This is a genomic window from Flavobacterium frigidimaris, from assembly GCF_002217275.1.
Taxonomy (GTDB): Bacteria; Bacteroidota; Bacteroidia; order Flavobacteriales; family Flavobacteriaceae; genus Flavobacterium; species Flavobacterium aquidurense.
Genome location: NZ_MUGV01000016.1, coordinates 119,245 through 143,314 on the forward strand (window position 1 = coordinate 119,245; position 24,070 = coordinate 143,314).

Annotated in this window: 21 protein-coding genes; 12 read left to right on the plus strand and 9 right to left on the minus strand. The window is 34.5% G+C overall.

Features of this window, described 5'->3' with window-relative positions:
• Positions 1 to 10: 10 nt before the first annotated feature.
• From B0A65_RS09565 to B0A65_RS09575, 3 genes are all read right to left on the minus strand, one after another.
• Complete coding sequence (locus B0A65_RS09565) at positions 11 to 2,470, minus strand: ligase-associated DNA damage response DEXH box helicase (protein ID WP_074659801.1); 2,460 nt, start codon at positions 2,468 to 2,470, stop codon at positions 11 to 13.
• 102 nt (positions 2,471 to 2,572) lie between these two features.
• Positions 2,573 to 4,174, minus strand: coding sequence for an ATP-dependent DNA ligase (locus B0A65_RS09570; RefSeq protein WP_074659800.1), 1,602 nt, complete (start codon positions 4,172 to 4,174; stop codon positions 2,573 to 2,575).
• Positions 4,171 to 5,202, minus strand: a complete 1,032-nt coding sequence (locus tag B0A65_RS09575; protein ID WP_074659799.1) for a ligase-associated DNA damage response exonuclease — start codon at positions 5,200 to 5,202, stop codon at positions 4,171 to 4,173. Before B0A65_RS09575 ends, B0A65_RS09570 begins: the two co-directional genes overlap by 4 nt.
• A 203-nt stretch (positions 5,203 to 5,405) precedes the next feature.
• On the opposite strand from B0A65_RS09575, the gene pruA reads away from it, so the two are divergent.
• Positions 5,406 to 7,031, plus strand: a complete 1,626-nt coding sequence (pruA, locus tag B0A65_RS09580; protein ID WP_074659798.1) for an L-glutamate gamma-semialdehyde dehydrogenase — start codon at positions 5,406 to 5,408, stop codon at positions 7,029 to 7,031.
• A 91-nt stretch (positions 7,032 to 7,122) separates the two neighbouring features.
• On the opposite strand, the gene B0A65_RS09585 is transcribed toward pruA, so the two are convergent.
• From B0A65_RS09585 to B0A65_RS09600, 4 genes are all read right to left on the minus strand, one after another.
• A complete protein-coding gene (locus tag B0A65_RS09585; protein WP_074659797.1) occupies positions 7,123 to 8,865 on the minus strand; it encodes a CocE/NonD family hydrolase in 1,743 nt (580 codons plus the stop codon).
• Between the two features lie 25 nt (positions 8,866 to 8,890).
• Entirely contained in the window at positions 8,891 to 9,610 is a 720-nt protein-coding gene (locus B0A65_RS09590; protein ID WP_074659796.1) for a LytR/AlgR family response regulator transcription factor, read from the minus strand.
• The gene (locus B0A65_RS09595; RefSeq protein WP_083370440.1) at positions 9,607 to 10,668 is read right to left on the minus strand and encodes a sensor histidine kinase; all 1,062 of its coding nucleotides are present in this window, start codon (positions 10,666 to 10,668) and stop codon (positions 9,607 to 9,609) included. The genes B0A65_RS09590 and B0A65_RS09595 overlap by 4 nt, the downstream gene beginning before the upstream one ends.
• 187 nt (positions 10,669 to 10,855) lie before the next feature.
• Entirely contained in the window at positions 10,856 to 11,302 is a 447-nt protein-coding gene (locus B0A65_RS09600) for a hypothetical protein (protein ID WP_074659794.1), read from the minus strand.
• Between the two features lie 295 nt (positions 11,303 to 11,597).
• On the opposite strand from B0A65_RS09600, the gene B0A65_RS09605 reads away from it, so the two are divergent.
• On the plus strand, positions 11,598 to 12,650 hold the full coding sequence (locus B0A65_RS09605; protein ID WP_074659793.1) for a sensor histidine kinase: 1,053 nt from the start codon (positions 11,598 to 11,600) through the stop codon (positions 12,648 to 12,650).
• Between the two features lie 31 nt (positions 12,651 to 12,681).
• Entirely contained in the window at positions 12,682 to 13,386 is a 705-nt protein-coding gene (locus B0A65_RS09610; protein WP_074659792.1) for a LytR/AlgR family response regulator transcription factor, read from the plus strand.
• A 60-nt stretch (positions 13,387 to 13,446) separates the two neighbouring features.
• Here the strand turns inward: B0A65_RS09610 and B0A65_RS09615 are convergent, their stop codons facing one another.
• Positions 13,447 to 14,202 carry a carbonic anhydrase family protein gene (locus B0A65_RS09615; protein WP_074659791.1) on the minus strand — a complete coding sequence of 252 codons (756 nt, stop codon included), beginning with the start codon at positions 14,200 to 14,202 and terminating at the stop codon, positions 13,447 to 13,449.
• A gap of 170 nt (positions 14,203 to 14,372) precedes the next feature.
• Positions 14,373 to 15,002, minus strand: a complete 630-nt coding sequence (gene rsmG, locus B0A65_RS09620) for a 16S rRNA (guanine(527)-N(7))-methyltransferase RsmG (RefSeq protein ID WP_074659790.1) — start codon at positions 15,000 to 15,002, stop codon at positions 14,373 to 14,375.
• Positions 15,003 to 15,109: 107 nt separating this feature from the next.
• Here rsmG and B0A65_RS09625 point away from each other — a divergent pair, with 107 nt between their 5' ends.
• The 9 genes from B0A65_RS09625 to B0A65_RS09665 all read left to right on the plus strand — a co-directional run bounded on the left by B0A65_RS09625 (position 15,110) and on the right by B0A65_RS09665 (position 24,047).
• Positions 15,110 to 16,204: a fatty acid desaturase family protein gene (locus B0A65_RS09625; protein WP_074659789.1), complete on the plus strand. Its 1,095-nt coding sequence runs from the start codon at positions 15,110 to 15,112 to the stop codon at positions 16,202 to 16,204.
• A gap of 66 nt (positions 16,205 to 16,270) precedes the next feature.
• Positions 16,271 to 17,461, plus strand: a complete 1,191-nt coding sequence (locus B0A65_RS09630; protein WP_074659788.1) for a pyridoxal phosphate-dependent aminotransferase — start codon at positions 16,271 to 16,273, stop codon at positions 17,459 to 17,461.
• A gap of 348 nt (positions 17,462 to 17,809) precedes the next feature.
• On the plus strand, positions 17,810 to 18,268 hold the full coding sequence (locus tag B0A65_RS09635) for a ferritin-like domain-containing protein (protein ID WP_074659787.1): 459 nt from the start codon (positions 17,810 to 17,812) through the stop codon (positions 18,266 to 18,268).
• 217 nt (positions 18,269 to 18,485) lie between these two features.
• A complete protein-coding gene (locus B0A65_RS09640; RefSeq protein ID WP_074659786.1) occupies positions 18,486 to 19,265 on the plus strand; it encodes a hypothetical protein in 780 nt (259 codons plus the stop codon).
• Between the two features lie 142 nt (positions 19,266 to 19,407).
• Positions 19,408 to 21,282 (plus strand): peptidase U32 family protein, encoded by a 1,875-nt coding sequence (locus B0A65_RS09645; RefSeq protein WP_074659785.1) that lies wholly within the window; start codon positions 19,408 to 19,410, stop codon positions 21,280 to 21,282.
• A gap of 225 nt (positions 21,283 to 21,507) precedes the next feature.
• Positions 21,508 to 21,981 (plus strand): hypothetical protein, encoded by a 474-nt coding sequence (locus tag B0A65_RS09650; protein WP_074659784.1) that lies wholly within the window; start codon positions 21,508 to 21,510, stop codon positions 21,979 to 21,981.
• A gap of 10 nt (positions 21,982 to 21,991) precedes the next feature.
• The gene (gene purT, locus B0A65_RS09655) at positions 21,992 to 23,152 is read left to right on the plus strand and encodes a formate-dependent phosphoribosylglycinamide formyltransferase (RefSeq protein WP_074659783.1); all 1,161 of its coding nucleotides are present in this window, start codon (positions 21,992 to 21,994) and stop codon (positions 23,150 to 23,152) included.
• Positions 23,153 to 23,154: 2 nt separating this feature from the next.
• Positions 23,155 to 23,472, plus strand: coding sequence for a DUF6370 family protein (locus tag B0A65_RS09660; RefSeq protein WP_074659782.1), 318 nt, complete (start codon positions 23,155 to 23,157; stop codon positions 23,470 to 23,472).
• Entirely contained in the window at positions 23,472 to 24,047 is a 576-nt protein-coding gene (locus tag B0A65_RS09665; RefSeq protein WP_074659781.1) for a Crp/Fnr family transcriptional regulator, read from the plus strand. The genes B0A65_RS09660 and B0A65_RS09665 overlap by 1 nt, the downstream gene beginning before the upstream one ends.
• Positions 24,048 to 24,070 lie beyond the last annotated feature (23 nt).

Genomic DNA, 24,070 nt, shown 5'->3' on the forward strand with positions numbered 1-24,070 from the left:
ATTGAATTCCTTATTTCATATAACTCGCTGTCATTTTTTTAATTCTTTCCTGCAACGTTTCGCTGGATAATTTTTCTCGCAAACGATCGGTAATTATAGGGAAACTAAATGGCGTTGGCTTTTTACATTGCTTCCATACAATTGATTGTCTACTAATTCTTTCTAAAGACTGAATCAAACGTCCTTCTTCTAATTGATGTTCGAAGGTTTCTGTAAAAGCCTGCTGCAGCAATAAATTGTCAGGTTCGTGATCCCGAAAAACTTCAAAAAGCAATTGCGATCCGCTTTGCAAATGTCTGGTTTTTATTGGTTTTCCCGGCATTCCGGTAAAAACTAATCCTGCGATGACCGCAATGTCCCTGAATTTTCTTCGAGCCATTTCAGTCGAATTTAGGCTTTTTTGCAAATCATGATGCACATATTCTGTAGTAAATAAATCATTATCAAAAACTTCCTGCATGTCAATTTCCTGATCCGATAATAATTCGAATCCGTAATCATTATAAGCCAAAGAAAAAGTAATCGGCGAAAGCAAACTAATGCGATACGAAATTAAACTTGCCAATGCTTCGTGAACATAACGCCCTTCAAAAGGATAGAAAATAGCATGAAAACCTTCTCGCGTTTTAAAAGTTTCAATTAAGAACTGATCTCCATTTGGGACAATGCTTTCTTTTCGTTGTCTTTCAAAAAGTGGTTTTAATGCTTTTAATTCGGGTGTTAAATTTTCTGTATTTGCAGCATATAATTCCTCTCTTAATAATTCACTCATTTGCGCAGATAATGTCATTCGTCCGCCCATCCAGCTTACAACACGAGAGGCTTTTTTCGGATCTGCTTTTCGAACCAAAACCTGCATATTCTTTACGCGAAACAATTCGAGTCTTTTTCCGGCAAAGGTAAAAACATCTCCCGGTTGCAATTTTGAAGCAAACCATTCTTCAATCGAACCAATATAACCACCGCTTAAAAACTTAACGTTTAATGCAGCATCGCCAACAATAGTTCCAATTTGCATTCTGTGATGCATCGCAATCAATCTACTATTGATTTTAAAACGTCCATCTTCTTCAATTTCTACTTTTTTGAATTCGTCATAGGCTTGTAAACTCTGGCTTCCGTTGGTGATAAAATTCAAAACCCAATTCCAGTTTTCTTTTGTAATATTCTGAAAGCAAAAGGTTTGTTTGACTTCTTCAAAAATTTCATCGGGGAAAAATCCATCTGAAACTGCCAGCGTATTGAGATATTGCACCAAAACATCCCAACTGTTCAAATACGGCATTCGATCTTCGACAACGGTTTTGGCAACCGCTTTTTTTAAGGCCGAAGCTTCTATGAGTTCCATAGCATGTGTGGCCAAAAAATAAATGACACTTTCTTTTCCGGGTTGATGGCCGCTTCTTCCAGCTCTTTGCAAAAAGCGCGCTACACCTTTTGGTCCGCCAACCTGGATAATCGTTTCAACTGGTGCAAAATCAACACCCAAATCTAAACTCGATGTACAAACAACCACTTTTAATTCTTCCTCCCGAATAGCATTTTCCACCCACAAACGCGTTTCCCGGCTGATACTTCCGTGATGCATCGCCATATCTCCGGCAAACTCCGGATATTTTTCCAGGAGAGCCTGAAACCACATTTCGCAGGCAGAACGAACATTCGTAAAAATTAAAGTTGTTTTACTTTTTCTGATAATTTTTGCCACCTCATCAATCAAATGCAAACCCATATGTCCGCGCCACGGATAACTTTCCATTTTTTCAGGAAGAATGGATTCAATCTTTATTTTTTTATTGATATGTGCTTTTATTAAAACTGAATTTTCATAAGCTTCTGAATTGACACCTAACAAAACCTGTTGTGCCAATTCGAGATTTCCAATGGTAGCTGAAATTCCCCAAATTTTCATTTTTGGCGCAACTGTTTTTAATCGGGACAAAGCCAGTTCCATTTGCACACCTCGTTTTGTACCTAATAATTCGTGCCATTCATCAACTACAATAGCGCCGCAATTCGCGAAAGTTTTTGCAAATTCTTTGGAGGCAAGAAGCAACTGTAAACTTTCAGGAGTTGTAATCAACAAGTCAGGCATTTTTTTGCTTTGCTTCGTTCTTTCGCTTTGCGAAGTATCTCCGGAACGAATTCCTGCGGTCAGTGGCAAATCTAAATCGGTAATAATTCGTTCAGCAGCTTGTTTTATTTCGACAGAGAGCGCTCGCAAAGGCGTAATCCAAATTGCTTTTAATCCGGATTTATGTTTTGTTTTATAATCAGGATTTTTTTTTATGTAATCCAGAACGATAGGAAACCATAAGGCATAGGTTTTCCCGCTTCCGGTTGGTGCGTTTAATAACCCGTTTTTGCCTTGCAGAAAAGCAGTCCACGTCTGAGTCTGGAACGGAAAAGATTTCCATCCCTGTTCTTTAAACCAGTTTTCTGCAATTGTGTATAGTTCTTCTCTGTTCATCTTTATATAAGGTTCAAAGTTGCAAAGGCTCAGAGGTACAAATTTTAGCTGTTCCAAAAGTTTTTTTCTTTGAAACTCTGTTACTTTGTCCCTTTGAACCTTTTACGAAATCATGCTTTTTAAATCTTCAATCGAATTGGCATCTTCAATTTTTTTATCGTGTCGCCATCTCAAAATTCTTGGAAAACGAGTTGCAACGCCACTTTTATGTCTTTTTGAAAGTGCAATTCCTTCAAAACCAATTTCGAAAACTAATTTTGGCGTGACACTTCGAACCGGACCAAAACGTTCTAAAGTATTTTTTTTGATAAAATCATCTACTTGTCTAAATTCAGCATCGGTTAAACCGGAATATGCTTTTGCAAAAGTTACTAATTCTTTTTCGTCTTTCTCATTCGTTTGCCAAAGCGCAAAAGTATAATCGGTAAACAAATTCGATCTTCGTCCGTGGCCTCGCATCGCATAAGTCAAAACGGCATCTATTACTAAAGGTTCTATTTTCCATTTCCACCAATCCCCTTTTTTTCGTCCCACCTGATAAGTTGAATCGTTGCGTTTTATCATCAAGCCTTCGCTTTTCATTTCGCGGGCACGCATTCTTTCGGCTGCGACATCTTCCCAGGAATGGAGTAAAACTCTTTCTGATAATTGAAAATGTTGTGTTTTATCTTTTATCGAATCGTATAATTGTTCTAATAATAATCTTCTTTCAGAATAAGGTAAATTCCGAATGTCCTGCCCTTCCCATTCTAAAATATCATAGGCTTTTAATATTACGGGAACCTTTTCAAGTAAACTTGCTGATATTGTTTTACGTCCAATTCGAGTTTGCAAATCGTTGAATGTTCCAATTTCTCCTTCGGGAAAAGCTAAAATTTCAGCGTCAATAACAGTTCCGTTTGGAATTAAATCAACCAAAGATTGAAACTCGGGATATTTATCGGTTACCAACTCCTCACCTCTTGACCACACATAAATTTCGCTTTCGCGGATGATCGTCTGTGATCGAATTCCATCCCATTTATGTTCGATGGACCAATCTTCGGGATTTCCTAAATTCTCAACTTCGCCTTCAATTGGATAGGCCAGATAAAACGGATACGGTTTCGATAAATAATCACTACTTTTTTCATCCAAAATCAATTCCTGAAACGTGATCGTATTCGGATCCCAGTTTCCCATTAATTTATACGCCAAAGCATCTTCATCAACATCTTCTGCTTTAGAAAGTGCCCTTGTCATTAATTTTTGACTTACGCCGATTCTTAAACTTCCGGTAATTAATTTCGTAAAAACAAAGCGTTCGTAATAATTTAATGCCAGCCAATTTTGATGTAAATATTCCTTTTTTTCAATATCCGTTTTCTTTTTTAAGGCAATTATTTCCTGAAGATATTCAGTTAAACTTTTATCCGAATGTTCTTTTGTAGTTGGAATAATCAAAGCAATCGTTTCAGCCAAATCGCCCACAATATGATAACTTTCCTCAAAAAGCCATAGCGGAATATTCGCCAATTCATTTGCCCAAATTCGCAATAAAGTTGTATTAACCGGTCTCGGTGGTCGACGGTGCGAAAGAATGGCAATAGTCCAGACTTTATCTTCCGGCGATGCATTTTTAAAATACGTTGTCAGGGCGTCGACTTTTACGTTCGTTTTATTCGAACTGTCCAATGTCTTTATTAGTTGGGCGAAATTTTTCATTCCTGGATTTCTTTCTCAGTTTCAACTTCCTTTTCCATTTCGGCCGTTTCGCCTTCGTATTGCGTTTTTTCCGTTCTGGCATCATAACCCAATTCTCTTAAATATTTAGAAAAAATATCGGTATAACCGTGTGTGCAAATTATTTTTTCTGCTCCGGTCGCTTTTACACTATCCAATAAAGAAAACCAATCGCAGTGGTCGCTTAAAACAAAACCTTTGTCAATAGCGCGTCTGCGTCTGGCTCCGCGAAAAGCCATCCAGCCGCTTGCAGAACCTGTCACAAAAGGAGTCATTTTTCTAATCCAGATACTTCCATGCGCACTTGGTGGTGCGAGAACAATATTGCCTAATAAATCTTCTTTTTTGGTTTCCCGTGTCACTAATGTAGTAAGCGGAAAATCAACCATTGGTCGTAAAACATTTGTCATATTTTCGATCGCTCCGTGTGTATAAATAGTTCCAATATCGGTGTCAAGGTATTTTAAAAGGCGTTGCGCTTTACCCAAAGAATATCCAAAAAGAATAGATGTTTTTCCCTCTGCTTTATTTTCTGCCCACCAATTGTTGATTTCTGTAATTACTTCAGCTTGCGGTGTCCAGTTAAACGCCGGTAATCCAAAAGTACATTCGGTTATAAAAGTGTTACATTTTATGACTTCATAAGGAACTGAAATTCCGTCATCTTCGGTTTTGTAATCGCCTGTAAAAACCCACACTTCTCCTTTATGTTCCACCCGAATTTGAGAACTCCCAATAATGTGTCCGGCAGGATGCAACGAAAATTTCACATTATTGATGACGAAGGTTTCTCCCCATTCTTTTCCTGTTACATTTATTTCGCCCAGGCGATGTCTAATTATTGGAATATTGGTATGATGTGTAATATAATTTTGATTTCCCCAACGCGAATGATCAGCATGTCCGTGCGTAATAATAGCATTTTTCACGGGTTTCCACGGATCAAGATAAACGTCGGCCTGTTGGCAGTAAATACCTTTGTCATTAAAAGCTAAAAGTGGTATTTTCATAATAATACATTTTAAGAAAATGATGCAAACACGCAACGGATTGACCTCAAATTTAAATCTTTATGGAAATAAATGTTTTACAGCTTAACTGAATTACTTTATTAAATTACAACTTTTTAATATTGTATTGTGATATAATCAAATTATCATTTGTACTTTTGTGATTAATTAAACAATTCGTAAATTTTAAAATAATTTATCCCATGTTAAAAGGATTCTTTCATGTACCAAAAGCGGTAAACGAGCCTGTAAAAAGTTACGCACCGAACTCGCCAGAAAAAGCAGCTGTTCAGGCAGCTTACACAACAATGTGGAACTCAAAAATTGATGTTCCATTATACATTGGAAGTGAAGAAATCAAAACTGGAAATACAAAAACCATTTCAGCTCCACACGATCACAAACACATTGTGGGAACGTATCATTTGGCTGAAAAACAACATATCGAAAAAGCGATTGCGAATGCACTTGAATCAAGAAAAGCATGGGCAAATATGGCATGGGAACAACGTGCTGCTATTTTCTTAAAAGCGGCTGAACTTATTGCTGGTCCATACAGAGCGCGTATTAACGCTGCAACTATGATTGGACAATCTAAAAACATTCACCAGGCAGAAATTGATGCTTCTTGCGAATTAATTGACTTTTTACGTTACAACGTAGAATTCATGACGCAGATTTACAACGATCAGCCAAAATCTGATTCTACTACATGGAATCGTTTAGAATACAGACCTCTTGAAGGTTTTGTTTATGCTATTACTCCTTTCAACTTTACTGCTATTGCTGCAAATCTTCCTGCAAGTGCTGCTATGATGGGTAACGTTGTAATCTGGAAACCAAGTGATAGCCAGGTTTTTTCTGCAAAAATCATTATTGATGTTTTCAAAGAAGCTGGTGTTCCTGATGGCGTTATCAACGTTGTTTTTGGAGATGCTTTAATGATTACGGATACTGTTTTGGCAAGCCGCGATTTCGCCGGAGTTCACTTTACAGGATCAACTCACGTATTTAAAGATATCTGGGCTAAAATTGGTGCCAATATCAACAACTATAAAACTTACCCAAGAATCGTTGGAGAAACTGGTGGTAAAGATTTTATTATTGCACACCCAAGCGCTAATGTAAAACAAGTTGCAACAGGAATTACTCGTGGTGCATTTGAATTTCAGGGACAAAAATGTTCTGCAGCTTCAAGAGCTTATATTCCACAAAGTTTATGGCCAGCTGTAAAAGAACAATTAATTGCTGATGCAAAATCTATGAAAATGGGTTCTCCGGAAGATTTTGGAAACTTCATTACAGCAGTTATTCATGAAGGTTCTTTTGATAAATTGGCTAGCTATATCGATCAGGCTAAAAAAGATGCTGATGCTGAAATCATTATTGGAGGAAATTACGATAAATCTGTAGGTTACTTTATTGAACCAACGGTTATTGTAACGACAAACCCAAAATATACTACAATGGAAACCGAATTATTCGGACCCGTAATTACTATTTATGTTTACGAAGATGCAAAATGGGAAGAGGCTTTAGAATTAGTGGATACTACTTCTGAGTATGCTTTAACTGGTGCTGTTTTCAGTCAGGATCGTTATGCTATTGAAGTGGCTACTACGAAATTGCAAAATGCTGCTGGTAACTTCTACATCAACGATAAGCCAACAGGAGCTGTTGTAGGAATGCAACCTTTTGGTGGAGCAAGAGCTTCAGGAACTAACGATAAAGCAGGTTCTGCATTGAACTTATTGCGTTGGGCTTCTCCAAGAACGATTAAAGAAACTTTTGTTACTCCGGAAGATTATAAATATCCTTTCTTGGGTTAATAATTTGTTTCAAGTTTGAAGTTTCAGGTTTGAAACTTTGTCTATATAAAAAAGCCGAATCTACATGTAGATTCGGCTTTTGCTTTTTGTTTTATTTCCAAATTGGAATTTTCACAAAACTGTTGTTGTACCATTTTACTTTTAAGGGTTCTTTTGCGTCTTTAATGGTTTCTTCTGTAACTGTTTTTCCGGTTCCGTAATTCAATTCCGAAAAAGGGTTTTTATTTACATTAAGAACAACAACTAAACGACTCCCTTTACTTAACTGTTTACTAACCAAATGTGTATTCGAAAAAGGAATGGCTTCTATTTGATTGGGGTTTAATAAATTTCTTGTTGTACTATCTTTTGCATAACTGGCCCGGCCTAAAAAATAAGACAAATGAAAATATTCTCCATTTGGTAATAACTCATATAAAGTAACGCCAATATCCATATCTTTTTTATTGATACTTGCTTTTATTTCTCCTAAAAAGGAACCGTTAATTAGTATCGATTCTTTTAGCGGATCACTAATAAAAATATATCCGTTAGTTGTATCAATTTCTTTTTTGATAATAGGATCCGGATAATACTCATTATTTTGCGTTTGTCTGTCTGCAAAATTTACTTCTTGCGACAGGTAATTGATTGTACCTGGTTTTTTAGGATTCAGAGAATAGAATTTTCCTGATTTGTTGTTTGTCAGATAAAAAGTCAAAAAGCCATTGCTCATTTTGTTAAGAGACGGAGCGCTTCGCCACTCATTTGCTCCCATTACTTCATAATTTATTTTATCTTTTAGCATTTCTGGTTTTGATCCATTTTTCAGGATATAATCAAACCATTGATAGGTTATTTTTTTAATATCAATTATTGCTTTTGAATCAACTTTATAATCATATAAAATAGCTTCACCTCCAACCTGAGTACCAAAATGACCGTAAGGGCCTATTATTAAATATGCCGGCGTTTTTGGATTGTACTTTTGAAGTTCTCTTATATAATACAAACCTGAATTTTGAGAATCGTTATAATAACCATCAAAAGCTAAAACAGGAATATTGATCCGGGCAAACTCTTCTTTAAAAGGGGTCATTTTTTGCCAATATTCATCAAATGAAGGATGTTCTATCCACCTTTGAAAATGTCTGTTTGGATAACCATCAATGCTGTCCATTTTTTTATAAGCAACTCCGGTTTCCCACCATTTAATTTGCATTTTTCTAAAACGCTGCCTGTCATTTCCCGCAATAGTATCCAGATATTTGTTATTCCCCACGTAAAATGACCATTCGTAATTGGGATTTACAAAAATGTTATTTTCCATTGGTAATCCCATTCCCGGTCTATTGGCTACATAGGGAACTATCGTTTTCAATGCCGGATGCATTTTTTTACAAGTTGCCCACTGTGTATATCCATTATAGCTTCCACCGTACATCCCGACGCTTCCGTTGCACCATTCTTGTTTACTGATCCAATCTATTACATCATAAGCGTCATTGGCATCGTTTTCATAGGGAAATATTTCATCCGGACTAAACCTTTTGCCACGCGAATAAGCAATAACACCAACATAATCCTGATCTGCCGCTTCTTTTAGGGATTTAATATCTCTTCCTTTATCTCTCACATAAATAGTGTATTGAAGTATCACTGGTTTTGGAACAGCAACTCCTTTTTTCCGAACAACAATTGCCGATATAAAAGCACCATCACGAGTTTTGATCATCACACTATCCTGAATAGTATAAGCGCTTTTTAAATCTTCTGATTTTGTTGCACTTGTTTGCTGTGAGAATGTATTTGATACTAGTAAAATAAGAAATACAAAATTTAAAATTGTTTTCATTGAATGGTTTTATAGCTCGTTTTCACTAAATCTCGTTATTGTTTTTGAATTTTACCGATTGACGATTTGAAACCTTTAATAATTGACCTGTCTTTAATCTTAATTCCAGCCCGCCTCCCTCTTTCTTTTTTACTTCCCGGATGTAATTTACATTTACAATTTCGGTTCTGTTTATTCTGAAAAAAACAGCTTCCTCTAACATTTCTTCCCATTGCCGAAGAGAACGTCTTTGAAGTGCTTTTTTTCCCTGAAAATAGAGTCTGCTATAATTTTCAAGTGATTCGATTAAATAAATTTCATCCAAAGGAATAAAGAATCTTTTCTCTCCATCCTTAATGAAAATTCTACGATTGCTTAGTGATGAATTGTTCGAAGAAGATTTTAAGCTTATCGTATTTCTAATTTTTTCAATTGCTTGTGCAAACCGTTCTTCCCGTATAGGCTTCATTAAATAATCTAATGCATTTACTTCAAATGCCTGCACGGCATATTGATTAAAAGCCGTAGTAAATAAAACTGCTGGTACATAATCCAGCGATTCTAATAAATCGAAACCAGATTTCTCGGGCATCTGAATATCTAAAAAAATTAAATCCGGTATCTTTGTTTCGATTAAATCTTTTGCATCATCTGCATTTTCAGCCTCCCCTATTACAACAAAATCTTCATACAATAATAAAGCTCTTTTCAGTTCTTCTCGTGATAAACGTTCATCGTCTACTATTATAACTTTTATCTTTTTCATTTTGCTGGAAGTAAAATTGTTGCTAAAACCGTATCATCATTCATCTCTGCAATTTCAAAAGAAGCATTTCCGTTATACTGTAAAAACAATCGTTCTTTTAGGTTAGACAACCCTATACAGGAACCGCTAATCTCCGTACTTAACTTACCTGAATTTTGAACACTAATTTTTATAAAATTGTTCTCCTTTTCAACTTTTACAGTAATAAAACCACCCCTTTTTCTCTTTTCAATACCATGTTTTATAGCATTCTCAACCAAAGTCTGAATGCTCAAAGGCAAAATCAAATGTTTTGATAAGTTGACACTTGTTTCAATTTTCGTCTGCAAACGTTCCTCAAACCGGATTTTCTCTAATTCCAGATAATCCATAACGAGATCCATCTCTTCCATTAATGGTATTACTCTTTCAACATTCTTATTTAAAGAATTTCGCAACAACTCAGACAATAAATCAATTGCCCTTCTGGCCGAATCCGGGTTCTCTAAAATCAAAAATTTTATATTGTTCAGTGAGTTAAAAAAGAAATGCGGATTTAGCTGTGCACTCAAATTGTTCAATTGTGCCTCTTTCATTATAAGCGACAATCGGGCATTTTCTCTTACTGTTTCTATTTCAAGTCTTGAATAATGATAAAGATGATAAGCTAATAGCCAAATTGCCATTAACCTGGTACCCGTTATAAAAACCTGTAATTGTGTGGCTTTTAGAAATATTATAAATGAAACCGGACTACTTTTCAAAAAAACGAAACGAACCAAATAAAGTTTACCTATAATTAAAAGCATGTAAAATAATGAGAGTACTAAAACACTAATTGCTAGTCTCGGAACTAAACTTTTCAGACTTAATTTATTCCAGCTTTTTTTTAAAGCAAAATTTCTATACATATGTGTGAGCGCAATACCAATAATCACATCAAGTATTAAATCGGCTATACCCATTTTCCATATAAAAGTACCGCTAAAAAAAGCCGACAATCCCCAATATAAGGAAGTTGTAGTCCAGGCTATTAATTGAATTGCCCAATATGTTGATATTCTGCCAACTGTTTTCAAACAAATAGTTTTAAGTGTTGTAGTAAAGATATTCGTCTCTTACAGATTGAGCAAATAAAAGTACATGAACGAAAAATAATAGTCGTTGAATGTGTTTTTTTTGTTTCAGGTTTCAGGTTTTGCGAGACTAAATAACAAAGCCGAATCTAAAAATTTAGATTCGGCTTTTCTTTTATAATTATTGCTTCTATTTGGCTTCTTCAAGATATAAACTGGCTATTTTTTCTAAATAATCTTCTGAGCGAAACCCTTTCGAGTCAGTCAAAATAATTGCGGTAACAGCATCTTTATGATAAATAATTAATCCCGATTTTACATTAGCTTGCGAAGCAATGATCGCACATGAATCCTTTTGAGGTATCATTAATTTTATCAATTTACTAATTAATACACTATTACTTTCTTCTTTTTCAAGTGAAGCCAGCTTGGTAGCATCAGGAAAAGAACTCTGATTTTTAGTCGGAATTCGTTTATCATGAACTTGAGAAGTTTCGGCTTTGCCTACAGCTAAAGGCGATTCTATAAATCTTGAAGGTTCTTCATACACTATATCCTGCTTCCTTTTTTGCGAAGATACATGGATCGTATTCATTAAAATCAGGATACAGATTACATTTTTAATTGTTGTTTTCATTTCGGTTATGTTAGTTATTACAAAAAGGATTTTACTTTAGTACATTGGTTAGAAATGCAACTAATACAAGAATAAATTTGACCATAAATTATTTTTAAGCGAAAGTAATTCCAGAATGATTTCACAATTACACCCGCCTATAGAAAGGCAGTTTCAGCATTCAAATATCAAAAATCGGATCAAAAATAAATTCGTATGCCGAAATGAGGTTTTTATAAGCAAAAACGCATTATTTATCGTCAGCAATAAAGCTTGCTTCTATATTTTATTACCTTGCTCCCAATTATAATACCTTATGAATTTTATTAAAAAACTTGATTTTAAAAGAATAGCACTTCATTGTTTCTACTGGGTTTTCTTTTTATTCTTTTACGTTTCAAATGAATCTGATAGTGCCAGTTATCATGACTTAATTTTTATTTATACATGTAAAATTTTAGCTCAGGCAGCTGTTGGCTACGGCTTAATTTATTGGATTATTCCGAACACTTTAAATAAAAAAAAATATTTGTTGTTTATTGTTTCGGCTTTGGGTTGCCTTTATTTTGTTTATGCACTTTTAATGACTTTAAAATTCTATTACCTCGAACCTAAATTCCCTGCTTTTTTTGCAGATTGGTACGGTCATAAAATGACAGTCCCTGAAAGACTTATTTCTATCCAGCTGATGTTTCGAGAATTCTCTTTTATTACTTATCCGGTTATTATAATGGGTTTTATAAGTTTTAACCGCAAACAGCAGCGTCTTTTAAAACTCGAGGAAGAAAAAAAATCAATGGAATTAAAGGTTTTGAAAAACCAATTGAATCCACACTTTCTATTTAATACTTTAAATAATTTATACACTTTAACGCTAAAAAAAGATGATAAGGCACCTGAGGTAATTGCAAAGTTATCTGAAATCCTTGATTTTGTTTTATACCGATGTAATGAAGATTATGTTTCAATTGAAAAAGAAATTGCATTAATCGAAAATTATATTGCTCTGGAAAAACTTCGCTACAGCGAAAACCGATTAGATATTTTGTTCACCAAAAACATTCAGGAAAACGCCAAAATTTCTCCTTTAATTATTCTGACATTTATAGAAAATGCCTTTAAGCACGGTGTAATTAACGAAACAGAAAAGGCAATAATTCGTTTGAATTTGGAAAGTAACAAACAACAAATTATTTTTAGTATTGAGAACACAAAGCCTAAAAATGAATTTTCAGGAATTTCAGACGATTCTAAAATTGGATTAATAAATGTTCAGAAACAACTAAATTTATTGTATCCCAAAAAGCATCAATTAGAAATGAAAGAAACTCAGACTAATTATACCGTAAAACTTTACCTTACGCTTTAAATCAGATTTTTAAATATTTATTCTTTTTTGAATGAAATACAAATGCATAATTGTTGACGACGAGCCTTTGGCAAGAGAATTAATTGCTTCGCATTTAGCGCATTTCGAAAGTTTTGAATTAATTGATTCTTTTGACAATGCGCTTAAAGCCTATACTTTTCTGGAAACAAACACTGTCGATTTAATTTTTCTGGATATTGAAATGCCTTTGTTAAAGGGAAATGATTTTTTGAAAAAATTAAAAAATCCGCCTAAAGTAATTTTTACAACGGCCTACAGAGAATATGCAATCGAAGGATATGAGCTCAATGTAATTGACTATCTTTTGAAGCCTATTACTTTTAATCGCTTTTTTGTTTCGATTGAAAAATTCAAACAGTTGCAGATTTCTAAAAAGGAAATTGTGTCTCCAGCTGAAAATCACACTTTTGTGACAAGCGGCAATAAAAACATTAAAATTATTTTTGATGAGATTTTGTACATCGAAAGTTTGAAAGATTACATTACGATTCATCTCGAAAACAATAAATCTCACCACATCAAACAGAATATTTCGGTTTTTGAAAAATTATTAGATTCCAATTTTATTCGCATTCATCGTTCTTTTATCATTCAGACTAAAAAACTAACGGCGTATTCTAAAAATGAGGTAGAAATAAATACAGTAGAAATTCCAATTGGCAATAGTTATAAAGAAAACTGGTTAGACTATTTAAATACTGCTGTTTTAAAATAAAAAGAAAAAAGGCCGAATCTTATCTTTATTCTTTTTTCTTTATTCTTTATTCTTTATTCTTTACAGAAAAATTACTTCTCCCGAATGAAGGTTATAATAACCTCCAATAATTTTAATCTCGCCCTTATCTTCCATTTCTTTTAAAATCGGGCTTTGAGTTCTTATTGTTTCAATAGTTTGAAGCACGTTATTTTTGGCAACATATTCTACAAATTCGGCATTCTTAGATTTTTTTTCTCCTTTAAAATCTTGTGACTTTGCTACGGCAGGTTTTATTTTAGAAAGCATTGCCGTTATATTTCCCATTTTAACATCATCAATTGCCGATTTTATTGCTCCGCATGATTCGTGTCCTAAAACCAAAACCAGTTTTGCTCCTGAAACTTTACATCCGTACTCGATACTTCCTAATAAATCTTCATTCACAAAATTTCCCGCCACACGTCCAACGAAAAGATCACCAATTCCTTTGTCAAAAACATCTCCTACAGGAACGCGACTGTCCAGACATGAAATAACAACAGCCTTTGGATATTGCCCCTGTGATGCGTCGCGAACTAATGCCGAATGATCTCTCAAAGTCAAATCATTTTTCATATAGCGCTTATTACCATCTTTCAAACTCTTAATAACATAATCTGGTGTTAGCGCTTTTTGCTCTTCGGCTGTCAAAACTCTTTCTTTTAAAGGAACGAGCTTAGAAACGGTGTCTTTTGTATCATTTTTCTCTATTTCTTTTGATACTTTATTTTGGCAAAACACATTGGAAACAGCTAGTACAGTCATAAAAGCAATTTTGCAAAACGTATTTTTCATATTTTAAAATTTTAGATAGGAACTAACAATATTTAAAATTAAACAAATAAATCTGCATCGAAAACATTCTAAAAACAAAAAATCCGAATCTTAATAAAAGATCCGGATTTTCTATTTTTAACAAGTCCCAACAACCTGAAACCTGAAACTTTTTAAACATGAAACCTTTCTTAAGGTTGAAACTTCAAAGGTAAATGCACGACTTTTTTTGTTTCAAAAAACTCATCTTCAAAAATCTCAGCCAAATCATATAGCGTTGCTTTCGGGAAAGCCGCTAATTCCTCTGTTAAATCTCCACCTTTTAAATATAGAATTCCATTTTTCAAAGTGTGTTTGTGCTGTTTTTTGATTTTATCTTTTATCCACGAAACAAAATCCGGCATGTTGGTTACGGCGCGACTCACGATAAAATCGAAATCGCCTTTTACCAATTCGGCACGTTTTTGCTCTGCTTTTACATTTTTTAATTCTAATGCATCAACAACACCCTGAACCACTTTTATTTTCTTTGCAATAACATCAATCAGATAAAAACGGGTTTCCGGAAAAAGAATCGCTAACGGAATTCCGGGAAAACCTCCTCCGGTTCCAACATCCAAAACAGTAGCTCCGGGTTCGAACTTCATGATTTTTGCGATTCCAAGTGAATGCAAAATGTGTTTTGTATATAAGGCATCAATGTCTTTTCTTGAAATAACATTGATTTTTTCATTCCAATCGTGGTATAAAAAGTCTAATTTTTGAAATTGTTCGATTTGAAGATCGGTCAAATCGGGGAAATATTTCAATATCTCATCCATTGCTCTAAATTTTTAACAAAAGTACTACTTTACGATTGAAATATTTAACTCAATTTTGCAAATTGAGAATTTATAATAATTACCTTTGAAACCTATTTAAAATAATTATGAATAACACTGCGCCTACATTTGCTAAGCAAGACAATCTGAAGTTTTTCAGAACACTTAACTCACGAGTAAACAATTACTTCAAGGAGAATAACATTCAGAAAACCGGGAACTGGAAGCTGCACTTAAAAGCCGTTATTCTTTTCGCCATTTTTCTAACGCCTTACTTTTTGATCTTAACTCTTAATATGCCTTTTTGGGCACAATTATTATTAAACATTCTGATGGGAGTTGGAATGGCCGGAATTGGAATGAATGTGATGCACGATGGAAATCACGGATCTTATTCTTCTAAGTCCTGGATTAACAAAATTATGGGTGGAAGCATTTATATTTTAGCAGGAAATGTACACAATTGGCAAGTACAGCACAATGTACTGCATCATACTTATACTAATATTCACGGTCACGATGAAGATTTGGATGCGGGAAGAATTATTCGTTTTACACAAAATGCGGAATGGCACCGTTTTCATAAATTTCAACATTATTATTCTTTTTTCTTGTACGGACTATTGACTTTTAATTGGGCTTTAACAACCGATTTCAAGCAAATGAAAAATTACTTAAGAAGAAAACTATCATACGGAGCTCCTCAAAATCCAACTAAATTATGGACGGTTTTAGTGATAACAAAAATAATTTACGTACTAATCTGGATCGCTTTACCAATGATTTTAGGTGTAACCTGGTGGAAAGTGGTTATTGGTTTTTTCGTAATGCATTACACTGCAGGGCTAATTTTGAGTATTGTTTTTCAATTGGCACACGTAGTTGAAGAAACTTCAAACCCAGTTCCTAACGAAGAAGGAGAAATAGAAAATACATGGGCGATACACCAATTGTATACAACCGCTAATTTTGCTCCAAAAAACAAAATAATCAACTGGTTTACCGGAGGATTAAATCACCAGATTGAACACCACATTTTTCCAAACATCAGTCATATCCATTACGGAAAAATTGCTGAAATTGTAAAACAAACTGCAATTGAATGCAATTTGCCTTATCATGAATTCAAAACCATGAGAGGTGCTGTTATTGCACATTACAAGCACTTAAAAGATCTTGGAATGAAACCTGAACTAGCATAAAAAAATCTATTAATAATTAACCTTCCTTAATTAAAGTTGAAATTAAGGACATTCAAAATTTTTATAATGAATCATATTCTTTCGGACAGAATCAACAACTTAGCGACCTCACAAACTTTGGCTATGGCCGCTTTAGCACGCGAATTAAAAGCACAAGGAAAAGACATTATCAGTTTAAGTTTAGGTGAACCTGACTTCAATACACCAGACTTTATTAAAGAAGCTGTTAAAAAAGCAGTTGACGAAAATTATAGCACCTATTCTCCGGTAGAAGGTTATTTAGAATTGAGAGAAGCAATCTCAAGAAAATTCAAAAGAGACAACGGATTAGAGTACAAACCAACTCAAATTGTAGTTTCTACAGGAGCAAAACAATCTTTATACAACATTGCGCAAGTAATGTTAAACGATGGTGACGAGGTTATCTTACCAGCACCATACTGGGTTTCTTATTTCGAAATTGTAAAACTTTCAGGCGGAGTTCCGGTTGAAGTTCCAACTTCTGTAGAAACTGATTTCAAAATCACTCCAGAGCAATTAGAAGCGGCTATCACACCAAAAACAAAAATGATGTGGTTCAGTTCTCCTTGTAATCCTTCAGGATCTGTTTACAGCAGAGAAGAGTTGACAGCACTTGCAAAAGTTTTAGAAAAACACCCAAATATCTATGTAGTTGCTGATGAGATTTATGAACACATCAATTTCTCAGGGACTTTCTGCAGTATTGGTTCAATCCCTGGAATGTTAGAAAAAACAATCACGGTAAACGGAGTTGCAAAAGCATTCGCCATGACAGGATACAGAATTGGTTACATTGGAGCACCGGAATTCATTGCAAAAGCATGTACAAAAATTCAGGGACAAGTAACTTCTGGAGCAAATTCAGTAGCACAACGCGCTACAATTACGGCTGTAGATGCTGACCCAAGCGTATTAAACCACATGGTTCAGGCTTTCCACACTCGTAGAGATTTAGTAGTTGGATTATTAAAAGAAATTCCTGGTGTAAAAATCAACGTTCCTGAAGGAGCTTTTTATGTTTTCCCAGACGTTTCTTCTTTCTTCGGAAAGACCTTAAGAGGAACTGAAATTAAAGATGCAAACGACGTTTCAATGTATCTTTTAGCAGAGGCTAACGTAGCAACTGTAACAGGTGACGCTTTCGGAAATCCAAATTGCATTCGTTTTTCTTACGCGACAAGCGATGATATTTTAAAAGAAGCATTACGCAGAATCAAAGAAGCTTTGACTGCATAAATTATAAAGAGTTTTATTAAAACGGCTTAAGGTTCAAAGTTTCATCACTTTATACTTTAAGCTGTTTTTTTTATGTTTATTTTGGGTGTGTCCCTCCGGGTCGGGCTATCCGCTACAAGTCCTCGCCTGTTCGTTCCTCACGGCTGTGGGCTTTTCACTTCTATCCCTCACGCAAAACGGTTAACAAGAAGTTTCATTTCAAAAATAAGGTTTCAAGATCTGTCTAAAAGAAATCTTCTTTCAAAATTCCCATTCTACAATCTTATAAAATGACACTATAATTCTATAAGACATACGGCTGATTAAAATCCCAACTTTGTATTATACATTAATTTAAAATTAAAAGTTATGATACATACAGAAGAAACCACAACAGAAGCAGTTAATACTTTAGAAGGATTAATTTCTATTTTGGAAGACGGAAAACTAGGATATACCAATGCAGCTGAGCATGTAGAAAACTTATCTATTAAAGCTGAGTTTCTGGACTATGCCCGCGAAAGAGCTTTATTCATAGTTGAATTGCAAGACCAAATCAACAAATTGGGAAAATCTACAGATACTTCCGGCGGAGGACCATTAGGAACGCTACACAGAGCCTGGATTGATATTAAATCATCTTTCACTGGCGGAGATACAGAAGCAATAGTTAATGCTTGTATTACGGGTGAAGAAGCTGCTGTTGAAAAATACAAAATGGCGCTTGAGAAAAACGAATTAGACGGAAGTCAAATTGCCATTGTTTCAAAACAATTAAACAGTATCCAAAGTACATTGGATAAAATTAAAGCAAAAAGATCGTCATAACAATTGATGCTATTTTTTTTGAGAAGAAAGCTACCTGGTTGATAAAACTGGGTAGTTTTTTTGTTTTATAACAAATCCAAAAAAAACAATTTGCAGAGTTCGAGAAATTGGCAACATAATTATGTAATAAATCAATTTTACTATTCTATAAACTTTTTTTTATACTTTTAAAAAACGAAATTTCTCATAGCATATTATCACATCAACCATTATATACATGAAACAATTATTTTTTACAATAATAATCTTTTCAACTATTAACTTTTATTCACAAAGTACATTAACATCATTAAATTTTGGAAAAAACAATGATTTTCATTCCTCAAAATTAGTTTCCGAAACCATAACAAATACTACTTTTTATAATTCAAATAATACAATTGAACAAACCAAAGAAATTACTTCATATAATGTTCAAAATAATGTTCTCGCTGAACTTAGATATGATGGTGAAAATAATCTAAAACAAAGACTAATAAGAATGTATGATAGCACAGGAATACATTGTACTATGAGAAAATTTGAGAATTGGCATCCATATTTAGGACATACAATCGAAATCGCTTCGTACAATTATGACTCAAAAGATTATTTAATAAATTCTACTGATAAAGATCAAAATGGAAAAATTTTTCGAACAACCGATTTTATTAATAATGAAAAAGGAGATCCTATACAAATTATAAATTTTATTGGGAAAGAAATTATTGGAAAAGAAAAAAACGAATATAATTACGACAAAAATGAGGTAGTTATTAAATACTACAATAAGAATGATGAGCTTGTAAGTTCACAAACTAGTAACATCGATTCATCAAAAATAAATCCTGACGATATTGTAAATGAATATGGAGATATTATCAAATCGACTAATTATGAGAAGGAAATTAAGTACGACAAATTTGGTAATTGGATTAAAAAGAAATATTCCACCGTTAAAAACGGGAAGCTTACAAAGCAATCCGAAACAACTAGAACTATTAAATATCGTAAATAATTTAAAAACACCTTAACCATCATCATTCCATATTAGTTAACTATTTCTAAAAAAATCCCTTCAGCATTAGTAAACTCAAAATATTTATAAGAACTTTGCAGACTTTTTTGCGTGAATACCACAAAAGCCTAAAGTACTAGAAATGAAGAAGAAGATTGAAATATTAGCTCCAGCAAAAGATTTAATTGGGGGAATGGCTGCCATAAACAGTGGAGCCGATGCCGTTTATATTGGTGCGCCACAATTTGGTGCCCGTTCAAATGCCAACAACTCTATTGAAGATGTTGCCGCTTTAGTGCAATACGCGCATTTATTTAACGCTCAGGTTTTTGTCGTTATGAATACCATTTTATACGACAATGAATTGGAAACGTGTCGCTCAATGATTTGGGAATTATACGATATTGGTGTCGATGCTTTGATTATTCAGGATATGGCGATTATGGAAATGGACTTACCTCCTATCGTACTCCATGCCAGCACACAAGCCAATAACCGTGACGCAGACAAAATTAAATTCTTAAAAGATGCCGGTATCAAACGTGTGGTTCTAGCCCGCGAATTGAACCTGCATCAAATTAAAACAATATACGACGAAGCAGATGTTGAGTTGGAGTTTTTCGTAACCGGAGCTTTATGTGTTTCTTTTAGCGGAAACTGTTATATGAGTGTAGCCAACGGAGAACGCAGCGCCAATCGTGGTTCTTGCGCTCAAAACTGTCGTTTACCTTATAACTTAATCGACGGAAACGGAGAAACTTTAATCAAAAACAGTCACTTGCTTTCGATAAAAGATTTAGACATTTCAGAACAGATTCCGAATTTGATTGAAGCTGGAATTGTTTCTTTTAAAATCGAAGGACGATTGAAAGATGTGGTTTATGTAAAAAATAACGTTTCGTATTTACGTCAAAAACTAGACAGTTATTTAGAAGGACCTGGCAGCGAAAAATACACGAAAGCTTCATCAGGAACATGTACCTATACTTTTGATTCGTCTTTGAACAGAACGTTCAACCGCGGTTATACCGATTATTTTGTAAACGAAAGACACAGTTCTATTGGTTCCTGGGAAAGCCCAAAATCAAAAGGGCAATATATTGGTAAGTTAATCAGGACTATTGGAAACGCTTACGAAATCGAAAACGGCGAATTCTTAAACAACGGTGACGGACTTTGTTTCATCAACGAAAACAACGAAGCGGACGGAATTTATGTAAACAAGGCAGAAAACGGTAAAATTTACCCGAACGTTCTAAAAGAAATAAAAGACGGAACTTTTATCTACAGAAATAATGATGCTGCTTTCATTAAAATTGTAGAAAGAGAAGACAGTGCCGTTCGAAAAATCAGCACGACTTTATTACTTACAGAAAATGAAACTGGTTTCGAATTAATCGCTACCGATGAAGACGGAAATGTAAGCATCGTAAATTTAGAACACACAAAAGAGCAGACTAAAACTGGCGAATCAATAGAAGAAAATATTAAAACACAATTAGCAAAAACAGGTTTTACACCTTATATTGCTAATGAAATCAATATTATGTTTTCTCAAAACTGGTTCCTTCCTATTTCAAAAATCAACGAAATGAGAAGAACGGTTTACGATCAGTTAACTGAAATTCGTTTGAAAAATTACAAACGCGAAGAACACCAATTGGTAAAAACCTCACATCCGTATCCTGAAACTAAATTAGATTTCATGTACAATGTTTCGAACAAAACCGCTCGTAAATTCTACGAACGCCATGGTGTTACTGAAATAGAAAAAGCATTTGAATTACAATGGGATCCCGGAAAATCTCGTGTAATGACAACCAAATATTGCATCAAATACGAATTAAAAAAATGTCCAATACACCAAAAAGATATTGTTGGTGTCAAGGTAAAAGAACCACTGGTTTTAAAACAGGGCGAATTAGAATACAAACTAAAATTCAACTGTAAGCCTTGTGAAATGGAAATTTGGGAAAAAGATGCCGAATTTGAAATTGAGGAAGATCATTTTCACTAGATAGTTTAACCGCAAGGTTCGCAATCCCGATAGCTATCGGGAACGCAAGGTTCGCAAAGATTATTAAAATCTTTGCGAACCTTTTGTTTTACTTCAAAAAAAAGCTTTGCGTTCTTCGCGTAAACTCTTAGCGTACTTTGCGGTTAAATTAAAATCTGCTGAATCCCCAAAATCTGCGTGAGAATAAAATCCATTTTTTTATCTTTACTCTCAAAACTTATTTAAATGGAAACAAAAAGTAACATCCATATATATTCAATTATTGCTGGACTTTTTGTGTGTTCTATTTTTCCGTCTTTAATATTCTCCGTAAACTCTTTTGTCTGGCCACTAAAATCAATAGCTGATTTTGGTATTAATGGAAGTCCAGTTTTTTGGGGAGGTTTATTTCCAATTTTTATTGTATTTGTTTTTTGGCAGTCCGGTAAAAACATAAGTTCTTCTTTAACTCAAACAACTAAATATGAAGCTTGCTCACAATTTACATTTGAAGTAAGTTCTAAAATAATCATAGCACTTTTTACAATTTATATTATTGGATTATTAATTAATGGAATGTCCGTTGCTTTACCTTCACAATTTTTGTATGAAATTCTATTTTCATTAATAATGATTTTATCCGTGTCGATTACATTAATTGTATTAACCATTTTAACTAGTATCATAATTGTAAAACAAAGCTTAAAATCTCAATATTAAACTAGACAAAATGAAAATACTACTCCTCGGTTCAGGCGAATTAGGCAAAGAATTTGTCATTGCCGCACAACGAATCGGACAAACTATAATCGCTGTTGATAGTTACGAAAATGCTCCGGCAATGCAGGTTGCTCACGGTTTTGAGGTCATCAACATGCTTGACGGCGAAGCGCTGGACCGCATCGTAGCCAAACACAAACCTGATTTTATAGTTCCCGAAATAGAAGCCATTCGTACGGAACGTTTTTACGATTACGAAAAACAAGGCATAACCGTTGTTCCTTCAGCGAAAGCGGCCAACTTTACCATGAATCGTAAAGCCATTCGTGATTTAGCTGCAAAAGAATTAGGTTTAAAAACAGCCAAATATCAATACGCCACTTCGGCTGAAGAATTACAAAAAGCAGTTCAGGAAGTCGGAATTCCGTGTGTTGTAAAACCATTAATGTCTTCTTCCGGAAAAGGACAATCGACAATTAAAACCGAAAGTGATATCGAAAAGGCATGGCAATATGCCGTTGCCGGTTCACGTGGCGATGTAATCGAAGTGATTGTAGAAGCATTTGTTGATTTCAATTCAGAAATCACACTTTTAACGATAACGCAGAATAATAATCCAACCTTATTTTGTGCTCCAATTGGACACAGACAAGAACGCGGCGATTATCAGGAAAGCTGGCAGCCGGCTTTAGTTTCAGAAAAAGATTTATATGAAGCACAAGATATGGCAGAAAAAATTACAGAAGCGCTTGGTGGCGCAGGACTTTTTGGTGTTGAATTTTTCTTAACCAACGAAGGCGTTTATTTCTCTGAACTTTCTCCCCGCCCACACGATACCGGAATGGTAACTTTGGCGGGAACTCAGAACTTCAATGAATTCGAATTGCATTTACGTGCCATTTTAAGTCTGCCTATTTTCGAAATTACTTTAGAAAAAGCCGGAGCAAGTGCCGTAATTTTAGCTTCTGAAGATTCAGCGAACCCAAGTTTTACCGGAATCGAAAAAGTAGCGGCATTGCCAAAAACTGATTTCAGAATATTCGGAAAACCTACTTCAAGACCCTATCGCCGAATGGGAGTCGTTTTAAGTCACGATTCATTAGCAACACCAATCAATGAAATCGTTGAACGCGCCAAAACCACTTCTAAATTAATAAATGTAAATTCTTAAAAATGAAAAAAGCACTATTTATACTATTCCTATTTGTTGGAATCGCAACTCAGGCTCAGGATAAAAAAACAACTGAAAAACCTCAAATTGTAGAAACCGCTTGTGGTGAATGTCAATTTGGAATGAAAGGCAAAGGTTGTGATTTAGCCGTTCGTATTGATGGGAAAGCTTATTTTGTTGACGGAACTACAATTGACCAACATGGCGACGCACATGCAAAAGATGGTTTTTGCAATGCGATTCGCAAAGCATCTGTTACCGGGAAAGTAGAAAATAATCGTTTTAAAGCGACTTCATTCACTTTGATAAAAGAAAAATAATGGAGTTAATTCTTGAAAATATTGCCAAACACGTTTCGCTGACACCTGAAGAACAGGCTCATTTTTTATCTAAATTAGAAACCAAAACCTACAAGACCAAAACCATTTTATTAAATGCCGGCGAAGTTTGCAAACATTCTTATTTCGTAAATTCCGGAATTTTAAGAAGCTTCAATATCAACGATAATATTGTCGAACATGTTTTATCCTTTGCCTGCCAGGGCTGGTGGATGAGCGATATGTACAGTTTCTTTTCGCAAAAACCGGGACAGCTTTTTATCGAAGTTTTAGAAGATGCTGAAGTGGTTTCGCTTTCAAAAGAAAATCAGGAACAACTGTATCACGATATTCCAAAATTAGAGCGTTTCTTCAGAATTTTAATTGAAAACTCTTTAGTTGCCAATCAGCAGAGATTAATGGATAATCTGAGTTTAACTGCCGAAGAACGTTTTGAAAAATTTACGACCAAATACGGAACATTAGTTCATAAAGTGCCTCAAAAACAAATCGCTTCTTTCATTGGTGTCACACCAGAATTTTTCAGCAAAATGAAAGCAAGGCTTTTGAAAAAATAAGATTTTCCGCCACGAATTCACGA

Coding starts and splice junctions, on each gene's coding strand:
- B0A65_RS09605 (WP_074659793.1), top strand. CDS start 11,598: ATGAATTTTATTAAAAAACTTGATTTTAAAAGAATAGCACTTCATTGT.
- B0A65_RS09660 (WP_074659782.1), top strand. CDS start 23,155: ATGAAAAAAGCACTATTTATACTATTCCTATTTGTTGGAATCGCAACT.
- B0A65_RS09630 (WP_074659788.1), top strand. CDS start 16,271: ATGAATCATATTCTTTCGGACAGAATCAACAACTTAGCGACCTCACAA.
- pruA (WP_074659798.1), top strand. CDS start 5,406: ATGTTAAAAGGATTCTTTCATGTACCAAAAGCGGTAAACGAGCCTGTA.
- B0A65_RS09565 (WP_074659801.1), bottom strand. CDS start 2,470: ATGAACAGAGAAGAACTATACACAATTGCAGAAAACTGGTTTAAAGAA.
- B0A65_RS09635 (WP_074659787.1), top strand. CDS start 17,810: ATGATACATACAGAAGAAACCACAACAGAAGCAGTTAATACTTTAGAA.
- B0A65_RS09610 (WP_074659792.1), top strand. CDS start 12,682: ATGAAATACAAATGCATAATTGTTGACGACGAGCCTTTGGCAAGAGAA.
- purT (WP_074659783.1), top strand. CDS start 21,992: ATGAAAATACTACTCCTCGGTTCAGGCGAATTAGGCAAAGAATTTGTC.
- B0A65_RS09615 (WP_074659791.1), bottom strand. CDS start 14,202: ATGAAAAATACGTTTTGCAAAATTGCTTTTATGACTGTACTAGCTGTT.
- B0A65_RS09665 (WP_074659781.1), top strand. CDS start 23,472: ATGGAGTTAATTCTTGAAAATATTGCCAAACACGTTTCGCTGACACCT.
- B0A65_RS09570 (WP_074659800.1), bottom strand. CDS start 4,174: ATGAAAAATTTCGCCCAACTAATAAAGACATTGGACAGTTCGAATAAA.
- B0A65_RS09625 (WP_074659789.1), top strand. CDS start 15,110: ATGAATAACACTGCGCCTACATTTGCTAAGCAAGACAATCTGAAGTTT.
- B0A65_RS09590 (WP_074659796.1), bottom strand. CDS start 9,610: ATGAAAAAGATAAAAGTTATAATAGTAGACGATGAACGTTTATCACGA.
- B0A65_RS09645 (WP_074659785.1), top strand. CDS start 19,408: ATGAAGAAGAAGATTGAAATATTAGCTCCAGCAAAAGATTTAATTGGG.
- B0A65_RS09650 (WP_074659784.1), top strand. CDS start 21,508: ATGGAAACAAAAAGTAACATCCATATATATTCAATTATTGCTGGACTT.
- rsmG (WP_074659790.1), bottom strand. CDS start 15,002: ATGGATGAGATATTGAAATATTTCCCCGATTTGACCGATCTTCAAATC.
- B0A65_RS09600 (WP_074659794.1), bottom strand. CDS start 11,302: ATGAAAACAACAATTAAAAATGTAATCTGTATCCTGATTTTAATGAAT.
- B0A65_RS09585 (WP_074659797.1), bottom strand. CDS start 8,865: ATGAAAACAATTTTAAATTTTGTATTTCTTATTTTACTAGTATCAAAT.
- B0A65_RS09575 (WP_074659799.1), bottom strand. CDS start 5,202: ATGAAAATACCACTTTTAGCTTTTAATGACAAAGGTATTTACTGCCAA.
- B0A65_RS09640 (WP_074659786.1), top strand. CDS start 18,486: ATGAAACAATTATTTTTTACAATAATAATCTTTTCAACTATTAACTTT.